This window comes from Acidobacteriota bacterium, assembly GCA_016195325.1.
Taxonomy (GTDB): Bacteria; Acidobacteriota; Polarisedimenticolia; order JACPZX01; family JACPZX01; genus JACPZX01.
Genome location: JACPZX010000055.1, coordinates 24,776 through 34,413 on the forward strand (window position 1 = coordinate 24,776; position 9,638 = coordinate 34,413).

Annotated in this window: 7 protein-coding genes; 3 read left to right on the forward strand and 4 right to left on the reverse strand. The window is 68.5% G+C overall.

Going from position 1 to position 9,638, the window contains the following annotated elements; all coding sequences use genetic code 11:
- Positions 1-195 precede the first annotated feature (195 nt).
- On the forward strand, positions 196-1,278 hold the full coding sequence (locus HY049_10680; GenBank protein ID MBI3449366.1) for a hypothetical protein: 1,083 nt from the start codon (positions 196-198) through the stop codon (positions 1,276-1,278).
- Here the strand turns inward: HY049_10680 and HY049_10685 are convergent.
- Positions 1,178-3,130 (reverse strand): PxKF domain-containing protein, encoded by a 1,953-nt coding sequence (locus HY049_10685; protein MBI3449367.1) that lies wholly within the window; start codon positions 3,128-3,130, stop codon positions 1,178-1,180. The two genes, HY049_10680 and HY049_10685, sit on opposite strands and share 101 nt — an antisense overlap.
- 296 nt (positions 3,131-3,426) lie before the next feature.
- On the opposite strand from HY049_10685, the gene HY049_10690 reads away from it, so the two are divergent.
- Both HY049_10690 and HY049_10695 read left to right on the forward strand, forming a co-directional pair.
- Positions 3,427-5,493 (forward strand): protein kinase, encoded by a 2,067-nt coding sequence (locus tag HY049_10690; protein MBI3449368.1) that lies wholly within the window; start codon positions 3,427-3,429, stop codon positions 5,491-5,493.
- The gene (locus tag HY049_10695; GenBank protein MBI3449369.1) at positions 5,490-7,250 is read left to right on the forward strand and encodes a sigma 54-interacting transcriptional regulator; all 1,761 of its coding nucleotides are present in this window, start codon (positions 5,490-5,492) and stop codon (positions 7,248-7,250) included. The genes HY049_10690 and HY049_10695 overlap by 4 nt, the downstream gene beginning before the upstream one ends.
- A gap of 2 nt (positions 7,251-7,252) precedes the next feature.
- Here HY049_10695 and HY049_10700 read toward each other — a convergent pair whose 3' ends face one another.
- From HY049_10700 to HY049_10710, 3 genes are all read right to left on the reverse strand, one after another.
- Positions 7,253-7,627 carry a VOC family protein gene (locus HY049_10700; protein ID MBI3449370.1) on the reverse strand — a complete coding sequence of 125 codons (375 nt, stop codon included), beginning with the start codon at positions 7,625-7,627 and terminating at the stop codon, positions 7,253-7,255.
- Position 7,628: 1 nt separating this feature from the next.
- Positions 7,629-8,402, reverse strand: a complete 774-nt coding sequence (locus HY049_10705) for a DUF4423 domain-containing protein (GenBank protein MBI3449371.1) — start codon at positions 8,400-8,402, stop codon at positions 7,629-7,631.
- 105 nt (positions 8,403-8,507) lie between these two features.
- A complete protein-coding gene (locus HY049_10710; protein MBI3449372.1) occupies positions 8,508-9,524 on the reverse strand; it encodes a tetratricopeptide repeat protein in 1,017 nt (338 codons plus the stop codon).
- Positions 9,525-9,638: the final 114 nt, after the last annotated feature.

The window sequence follows — 9,638 nt, forward strand, 5'->3', positions numbered from 1 at the left end:
CAAGACCCTCTCCTTTCGTTCAGGACCATTCTCGCGTCGCATCGTAGAGTGCCGGGAATCCTCTCACATCCGGAGACTCCCGAATGATCATGAGGACAAGTGCGTCGTCTGGTGACCGCCGCATTCAAGCGATCCGGCGTGACGCGGCGTCCAAGCGGGCGGCGGCGTGTGCGTCCGCGGGACGAGGTGCGGGTGATGCGGAGAGCTCTATCGGTCGGGTTGGTGTTTGCGGTGGCGGCGATGTCGGGGTCGGGCGTCCGGGCGCAGGGTCCGCCCGAGACCCCCGAGCAGTTCTACCAGCGCCTCGCCGGGCAGCAGCGCCTTCCCTCCGCCCCCGTGCGGTCGGAAGGGTCGGGGGTCACCGCGCAGGACGTCGTCTTTCAGAGCCGGACCCTCGACCGCGAGATGCGGTACCGGGTCCTCCTCCCCGCGAGCTACGGGAGCTCTCACCGCTACTACCCGGTCCTGTACCTTCTCCACGGCTACATGAACACGTACTACGACTGGGACAAGCAGACGAACCTGGCCCGCTATCTCGAGAAGTACGACCTCGTCGTCGTCCTCCCGCAATTCGACAACTCGTTCTACCTGAATTCAGCCGGGGAGCCGAAGGACAGGTACATCACGTACTTCTTCCGCGATCTCACGCCCGACGTCGAGAGTCGCTTCCGCGCCCGGACCGAAAGCCAGGCGCGGGCGGTAGGCGGCGTCTCGATGGGGGGGGTACGGCGCGATGCTGTGGGCCCTTCGCTACCCGCAGGCCTTCTCGTTCGCCGCCGACTTCAGCGGGTCGATCAACTTCGTCCGCGACGCGCACATGGCGGAGATCCTGAAGCCCTTCGACACGGCGAAGCTCCTCGGCCCCGACGACAGCGCCACCCGCAAGTACGGCGACATCATGGCTCTCGTGCCGACCCTCGATCCGGGCGCCCTGCCCTACATCTGGATCACCTGCGGGGCGGGAGATCACCTCCTCGCGCAGAACCTCGCCTTCGCCGACGCGCTCCGGGAGCGCCACGTCGCCTTCGAGCTTCACAGCGCCCCCGGCGAGCACGAGTGGGCCTACTGGGACGGCCAGCTCCCCTCGATGCTCGAGGCGCTGGCGAAGGCGATGAAGATCACTCGTTCGGGGGAGTGACCGCCGGCCCCGGGACGGAGCCGGCGGTGGTCGATACGGTTACTGCGCCCGGATCGAGATCAGCACGTCATGTGACGACCCGTCATCGAGAGTCGTTCTCACGAGGTAAGTCGAATTCGCCTGCAGCGTCTTCGCGCTGAGATTGTAGATGTACTGGTCCGCCGTCGGGTCGTAGCGATACTGCGTCCCCGAGTTGGCGCCACCTGACGAGCTCACGGACTCGACCTCGGTCCCCATGACTCCGCTCGACCAGAAGTGGACGCCGATGTTGGCCACGGCGCTGGTCACAGTGGACCCTCCGCAGCTCCGGAGCTTGAACTTGAACGGTATCGTCTGCTTCCGGTTGAAGATGCTGCTCCCGTCGGCGTTGACCGGCTGGAGGTAGCCTCCGAAGACGTAGACGTCGTCGACGGTTCCATCGCAGTCGTCGTCAATCCCGTTGCACGACTCGGGCGACGGCGAGGACGGCGTGCACACCTGCGGGACGCCAGCCGTGCAGTTGTCCACGGTCACGCGGCAGGCTCCGACGCCGCACGTCGTGTTCCCGAGGCCCTCGTCGGTTGCGCCGTTGCAGTTGTCGTCGACGCCGTTGCATACCTCGACGGATGAATTCGGCGCCGGCGCGTGGACGCATCCCGAGACCCGCTCGCACGAGTCCGCCGTGCAGGTATTCCCGTCGTCGCATGATGCGGACCTGTCGGTGTGCGTGCAGCCCGCGTTCTCGTCGCAGCGGTCGTCGGTGCAGGCGTCGCCGTCGTCACAGCTCGAGGCATCGCCCGGATCGCACGTGACGCCGTAAACCCCGCCGTCCGCGAGATAGCCTGCGCCATCCGAACCGCCCCACACGATCATCGCTCCGCCGGTCCAGACTGCGGAGTGCCCGACGCGCGGAGTCGGCGCGCCGAGCGTGGACGTGGGAGACCACGAGTCGGCGGACGGGTCGTAGAGGCCGCCGCTGTTCAGGTAGCCGAGTGCGGGTCCACCGTGACCACCCCAGACGATCATCCGGCTTCCTGTCCAGACCGCGGTGGGCGCGTCCGCGGCAGGCGGCGCCCCCATCGTGGAGGTCGAGGTCCATGAATCCGGTCCAGGGTCGTAGCGGCCTCCGGTCTCGAGTCGCTCTCCCGCCGAGCCATGTCCGCCCCAGACGACCATCTCGGATCCCGTCCAGACGGCCACCTGGCCGGTTCTTGCCTGCGGCGCGCCGACGATCGACGTCGCGGTCCAGGTGTCGAGTGACGGCGGAAGGTACCGTCCCCCCGTGATGACCCGATCGGTGAGCTCGCTGTATCCCGACCAGACGACCAGGGAAAGGCCTGTCCACACGGTGGACGCCTCCGCGCGAGCGGAGGGCTCGCCGATGCTCGAGATGGGCTGCCAGGTATTTGTGTCAGGATCGTAGAGGCGTCCGTCCGCGAGCCGGGTGCATCCCGGGAAGGGATCGCACGAACTGCCGTCGTAGCCACCCCAGATCAACATCCGCCGGATCTCGGGGGCCCACACCGCACCGTGCAGCGATCGGCGCTGGGGGGCGCCGAGCGTCGTGATCGCCTCCCAGGTGTCGTTGACGGGATCGTATCGGCCGCCGTCTCCGAAAAGAGTCGTCCCGTTGCCGGCCCCCGCCTTCCCTCCCCAGACGAGCAGCCGATCGCCCGTCCAGACGGCGGTGTGAAGTGCGCGGGGCGCGAGGAACGAAGGGGTTGCGATGGGCCGCCACGTGTCGGTGCGTGGATTGTAGGCGTAGCCGTCGTTGAACGCCGTCGAGGCGTCTTCGCCACCCCAGACGATCATCTCGTCCCGGGCCCACACGGCGGTGTGACCGGACCGAGGGGATGGCGCCCCGACGGTCGACAGGGAATGCCAGACGTCCGCCGGCACGCCGGCCGGCGCCGCGGCGGCGGGGCGCGCGCTCAGCGCACCCATCGTCACGAGCGGGATCAGGATCGTGGCGAACCGGGACCATCGAAACAACCGGCGGATAACGTGGCGCATGGGACCCCCCTTCGCAGGATGGAGCGTCAGATTCAGCGGAGCGACGACGCGATGTCCGCGGAGGCACTCAGCAATCCGGCTGCCGGGTCCTGGCGGCTCGGTGCACGTCGCCGCAACTGGAGATGCACCGATGGGTTCCGGCCCGTCGACATGGCCGCGTGGCCGTGGACGGCGCGCGGGCCCAGGGACGCGCAGGTCCCGCGTCGGAGACGGAGGTGTGACCCCAGGTCCCCACCTCCCGGTTGATTCACGATTCGCTTCAGGAATACGATCGGCGAATCGGAGGGGGGCGGCGCTTGGATGGCAGGGACCGCGTGACGGAGGCGATCTCCCCGGAGGAACGGACGCGCCTCGTCTCGGGACCCGACGTTTCCTTCCCAGCGCCGCTCTCCCACCTCTTTCGCGTCGAAGCCCGCATCGGCCGGGGTGCGTTGGGCGCCGTCTATCGAGCGCGAGCCGCGGGCTCCGACCGCGCGGTGGCGGTCAAGATCTGCGCGAGGCCGGATCGCGACTCCTTCGAGCGGATGCGGCGGGAATTCGTCGCCCTGTCCCGGATCGATCACGAGGCGGTCGCGCGGGCGATCGATTTCAAGGAGGTTGACGGCCGGGCGTGCCTCGTCTCCGAGTACGTCGCCGGCTCCAATCTGGAAGAGCACGTCGCGCGCCGCGGCAAGCTCCCGGCGCGCGAAGCGCTGGATCTGTTCCGACAGCTCCTCGGCGCGCTCGAGGCCGTCCACCGCGAAGGAATCGTCCACCGCGACGTGAAGCCGGCGAACATCGTCATCCGATCGGTCGCCGAGGGCGATCGACTCGTCCTCGTGGACTTCGGCCTCGCCCGGATGGAGGGGACCTCCTCACTGACCGGCACGGGAGACATCGTGGGGACTCCGGCCTACATGGCACCGGAGCAGCTCTCGAATGCGCGCGAGGTCGATGCCCGCGCCGATCTGTACGCGGCGACGGCCGTTCTCTTCTTCATGATCGAAGGGAGGGCACCCTACGAAGGTTCGACGGCTTTCGACCTGTGGAGTGCGCACCGCGTGGCGCCGATCCCGCGCCTCACGGAGGGCTCGCGGATCGAAAGGAACGTCGCGGGATCATTGATTCGCACCGGAATGCGAAAGGCTCCGTCCCGCCGATGGGCGACGGCAAACGAGGCGTCTCGCGCCGTGAGGGTCTCGGCGGCTCGACTGCGCTCTCCGCGAGGCGTCGATCGCGTCGCCGCCTGGACCCGAGCGGTGGTCGTCGAGCCCCTCGCCGACGCCCTGCGGGGGGCCGTGTCACGTCGCGTCGCGGCCTGGGGGCTCGCCGTCGCGGGCATCCTCGCCGTCACCGGGATGTCGATCGCCCTTCTCTCGACCCCGGCCGTCGTGCGCGCGGAGGTCCACGCCAACCACCTCGTGGCTTTCGACGCCGGCGGGCGCGAGCTGTGGAGCTTCGATGCGGGAGGCGCGGTTCGGCCCGACGCTTACGTCGATCCGACGACAGGCCTGATCCAGATTGCGGACCTCACGGGAGACGGCGTCGAGGAGGTCCTGTTCGGCGCCTCGCAGGCCGAGCCGTCCGAGGCCGCGTCGTTCCTGTACTGTCTCGATCGCCGCGGGCGACTCGTCTGGCGACAGCCCGCCGGCGGCCGGACGATTGAGAAGCGCGGGGACTTCCGGGAGTCCGCGTTCACGGTGGCGCGAGTGCTGGTCCTCCCCGCGGACCCGAGTGGCCGGCGGGATGTGGTGATGGTGTCGAACGCCCGCACGTGGTCGGCCAGCCAGGTGCGATCCATCGCACCCGACGGGACGACCATCGGCGAATGGTGGCACCACGGCGCCGGCTCAGCGCTTCTCGCGACCGACTTGAACGGCGACGGTCGCCCCGAGCTGCTCTACGGCGCCTTTGACAATGCCTCCCGCGGGGCCGGACTCGTCGTCCTGGATCCCCACCACCTCGAGGGGGCCGGACCGCCGGACGAGCGCGGAGCCTCACCGTTCGCCGGTCTCGCTCGGGGGACGGAATGGGCGGACGTCAGATTTCCGAGGAGGGATGTGGATGTCGCGGCCGATGAGACAACAAGCGTCGGATTCATAGAACCCAAGCCGGACGGAACGTTTCGGGTGCGCGTCGGGAACGCCGGCTGCGAGACGTTTTACGATCTGGGTCGAAGCCTTCGCGCGGTCGATTCGTACGCGGCCGACTCGTGCGCGGCGACGCACCGCCGGTGGCAATCCGCGGGGCGGCTGAATCACGCCTTTGGCCCGGGTGACCCCGAGTTGCTGCCGAAGCCGCAGTACTGGAACGGCTCCGCCTGGACTCCCGAAGCGGCGTTCGCCCATCCCACGGTCGGGGTCGGCACTCCGGGTGTCCCGTGAGGATTCTCAGGGTGCTGGCCGAGGGAGTCCTCGTCAGCCAGGTCCCTCTGCCGGAGGGCACGTTCACCATTGGAACCGGCCGCGCCAATTCGCTGGTGTTGGACCACCGCGGCGTCTCGGAATCCCACGCCGAGATCCGGAACGAGCCGTCCGGCCTCTTCGTCCGCGATCTGGGGAGCACCAACGGGGTCTTCGTGAACGGAGCGCGGATCCGCGAGGGGCGGGTGCAACCGGGAGACGAGATCCTCCTCGGCACGGCGGTCATCGTCCCAGCGGAAGTGGACTCTGCCGATCCGCGCGTGAGCGGACCTGCTTCCGCTGTCCACTACCGTGCCTGCCTCCGGGAATTCCTCGAGGTCTGCGGGTTCGAGGCGGGCATCCTGCTGAGCCGGGACGGGGAGAGGTTCACGGTCGTCGCCGACGAGGGGCGACTCGACCACGCCGTCCTCAGCGAGACGTTGGTGGATCGCGCCGCCGCTTCGCCGGGGCCCTACGTCATCGAGAATGCCTCCGAGCATCCGTCGCTCGTCGGCGTCGAGAGCCTGACCTCCGCAGGCGCCGGGTGGGGCATCTATTACTTTCCGCTTCGATCGGGGAACGAAGTCATCGGGATGATCTGCCTGAGCCGGTTGGGGGCGGCCGCGGGGGGCCACCGGAACGACGACGCGGCGGCGGCGCTGGCGAGGGTCGTCGGGCGAGTTCTGCGGATCGATCAGCTCTCGGGCACTCTCGGGCACGAGCACGTGCGCTCGCTCGAAGCGAAATTCGAGACCGACAGACGACTTCTCGAGGAGCTCGGCGATCCGGAGATACTTGGGAGAAGCGAGGGGCTGCGCGAGGCGCTGGAGCAGGTCGCCCGGGTGGCCCCGACGAACTACCCGTTGCTTCTCCTCGGGGAGACCGGGACCGGGAAGGAGCTCCTGGCGCTCAGGGCGCACCAGCGGAGCCTGAGGTCCGGAGGGGCGTTCATCCGCGTGAACTGTGCCGCGGTCCCGGAAGAACTGATCGAGAGCGAGCTGTTCGGCCACGAGCGCGGCGCGTTCACCGGCGCGACGGCGCGACAGGTGGGGAGATTCGTGCAGGCGCATCGCGGGACCCTCCTGCTCGACGAGATCGGCGACATGAGCCCGAGGATGCAGGCCAAGGTGCTGAGGGCTCTGGAGTCAGGCGAGGTCGAGCCCGTCGGCGCCGCCCGCAGCGTTCGGGTCGACGTCAGGATCATCGCGGCGACGAACAGGAGCCTCCCGTCGATGATCGACGCCGCGCAGTTCCGCGCGGATCTCTACTTCAGGCTCCAGACGTTCGTCATCGAGATCCCGCCGCTGAGGGCGAGGCCGGGCGACATTTCGATACTCGCGCTGGAGTTCGCGCGGCGCGCGGCGCCGGAGTTCGGGAAGCGGATCGACGGGCTCAGCGTGGCCGCGCTCAAGTGCCTGGCCGCGTACGCCTGGCCCGGAAACGTCCGCGAGCTCCAGAACGTCATGATCCGCGCGGCGATGCTCTGCGCCGGAAGGACCGTCGACATCGAGGCCCTTCCGGCGAGGATCACCGGAAGCAGGATTCCGGACGCGGCCGTCTGGCCCGCGTCGCTCGGCGCCCTCGACTGGAAGAGCGGGAGCCTCGAGTTCGAGCGGGCCTTCTTCCGCGCGCATCTGGAGGCGTGCGACGGGAACGTCGCGGAGATCTCCCGGCGAACCGGTCTGGCCCGAAGGCATCTCTACGCGAGGCTGACGCGACTCGGGCTGCGGTCGGCGTAGAGCTATTTCTTCCCCCCGCGCTTCGCCGGCGGGCGGTAGAGGCCGAGGGGAATCCCCTCGTTGTCGTGGACGATGGCGAGCTCGTCGCCGTCGGGGAGCTTCTGCGGCGGGATGATCGTCTTCCCCCCCTTCGCCGCGATCTTCGCGACGTGCGCGGCGACGTCATCCACCTCGATGAAGAGCTGGACGAAGCTGTGTCCCTCCGGAGGCGACGGCCAGATGCCGCCGCCAATCCCGCGGCCGGCGCCGGTGTCGATCATCCGGTACCCCATCGCGTTGTCCGCGTCGATCTTCCATCCGAAGACCTGCGTGTAGAACTCCGCGGACTTCTCCGGGTTCTTCGAGAGGATCTGGAACTGCATCACCGGGCTGGCCATGTCAGGTCTCCTTGGGATGTCTCATCGTCGTGACGGGGAAGAGGCTGATCTCGAGGCGGTAGACGTCGTCGCGCGCGTCCCCCCGCGCGAGGAGCGCGGCGAGATCGCGGTGGAAGCGGGCAATCCGATCGAGCGCCTCGGGAAGGCGTTCGCTCGAGATCGCGAGGGTCGTCGCGGAGTGCTCGCGAAGTCGCGGCGGCACGCGCTCGAAGAGATGCCGGACGGCGGCGTGCGTGAACTCCTCGACGTCGGCCGCGGCGTCGCCGGTCGTGTCGATCCACTTCCCCCGGCCGCGCATCTCGAGCATCCCGAGGCGCAGCAGCCGCTGGAGCGCGACGTTGACCTCGTCCGCGGTCAGGCCGAGGACGCGGGCGATCCATCGGGAGTCGGCGCGGAACTCCCGCAGCCGGATCAGCTCCAGGATCGCGAAGTGGTGCCACTCCGAGACGAGGACGGCCGTGTCGTGCGTGAGCTGCTTCACATCCGGCGCCGCTGAGGACGAGCCGGTGCCGAACCGGCGCTCGTGCTCGATGAACTCCGCGATCGCGCTCTCCTCGAGCCGAAGCCGGGTGCCGATCTTCCGGATCGTCGCGGCGGTGAGCGCGCGCCGGCGCCGCAGCACCTGCGAGAGGGTGCCGTGGTCGACGCCGAGGCGGGCCGCAAAGGCGCGGAGCGAGTAGCGCGGGTTCTTCGCGCACCGGCGCGCCAGCTCGGCCTGGAGGAACTGCCGGAAGCTCGCGCGGGCGGTGGCGCGGCGGGAGGAGGAACGCATCACCGTGGTCTTCATGGCGCGATGATGGAGGGGGGGTGCGCCGTATTCAAGGAGCCGAGGGTCAAAGTGGGGCAGGGCGGTTGCCCCGCCGCGGTCTCCTGCGCGCCTTCAGGAGATCTTCTTCAGCGCCGTCTTTGCATCCTTGTTGTTCGGATCCAGCGCGAGCGCCGCCGCATACTCCGTCTTCGCCGCCGCGACATCGCCCTTCTTCTCGTAGACCTGGCCCAGCCGGTAGTGCGCGAACGTCAGAGGGGGCTCGTCCTCGGTGGGCGTGTGCTGAATGTACGCGAGGAGGCATTCCGCAGCTCGATCGAGATTCCTGCCCGAGAGCGCCCCGGTCTTGCCCACCTGATAGAGCGCCATCGTCTGGTTCGGGTCACCCTTGACGATGCCCTCGAAGACGCGAAGAGCGTCGTCGTAGCGTTCGGCCCCCTGGTAGAAGAACCCGAGCTGGATGCGAGGCTCCGTCTTCGCAGGGTTCTCACGCGTCGCCGCGAGGTACTCCTGCTCGACGAGGTCGTTTTTCTTCTGCCTGCGGTAGACATTGACGTACGCATAGTGCCCGGCAAGCGCATCACGCTTCCGGATTTCGGCGGCCTGCTCGAGAGCCTTGTCGGCGCTTCCTCCCACGATGCCGGGGGCTTCCATGTAGTAATCGAGCAGATCGGCGCGGGCGCCCAGGTCGTTGGGGTCCAGCGCCACGGCCCGCTCCATCTCTTTCCGGACCTTGGGGGCGAGTGAGAGCTTCTTGAACATCCCGGAGTTCAACGCCTTCTCGCCGTAGGCGCGGCCGAGCCAGTGGTGGTAGACCGCGCTGGCGTCCTGCAGGGCGACGGCTTTTTCGAACGACTCGATCGCCGCATCGACGTCGTTCATCGCCACGCCGCAGCGCCCCAGGTAATAGGTGGATTCGGCGTCCGACGGATTCTTCGCCACCGCCTCGGCGAAGTAGGCCTTCGCATCGGTGAACTTCTTTGAGTTGAAGAGCTGGATCCCCGCGTCGAGCGGAGCCATCGAGGCGGTCGGAGCCGCCTCCGAGGCGGGGATCTGCGGCGCACCTGCGGCCGACAGCGCGAAGGACAACACGAGTTGGCGGGCGACCCGGCGGGCCTGGACTTTCGTCATGACGGCATCATGGCGTCTTTGTCGAGCGCGTTCAATCCAGGAGCGCCGTCGCGGGTCAAAGGGGGGCAGGGCGGTTGGCCCGCTTGACGCTCTCTCATGATTAAGGGAACCATC

Excerpts from the sequence above, each read along its gene's own strand:
- HY049_10680 (MBI3449366.1), top strand. The coding sequence starts at position 196 with ATGCGGAGAGCTCTATCGGTCGGGTTGGTGTTTGCGGTGGCGGCGATG.
- HY049_10685 (MBI3449367.1), bottom strand. The coding sequence starts at position 3,130 with ATGCGCCACGTTATCCGCCGGTTGTTTCGATGGTCCCGGTTCGCCACG.
- HY049_10700 (MBI3449370.1), bottom strand. The coding sequence starts at position 7,627 with ATGGCCAGCCCGGTGATGCAGTTCCAGATCCTCTCGAAGAACCCGGAG.
- HY049_10710 (MBI3449372.1), bottom strand. The coding sequence starts at position 9,524 with ATGACGAAAGTCCAGGCCCGCCGGGTCGCCCGCCAACTCGTGTTGTCC.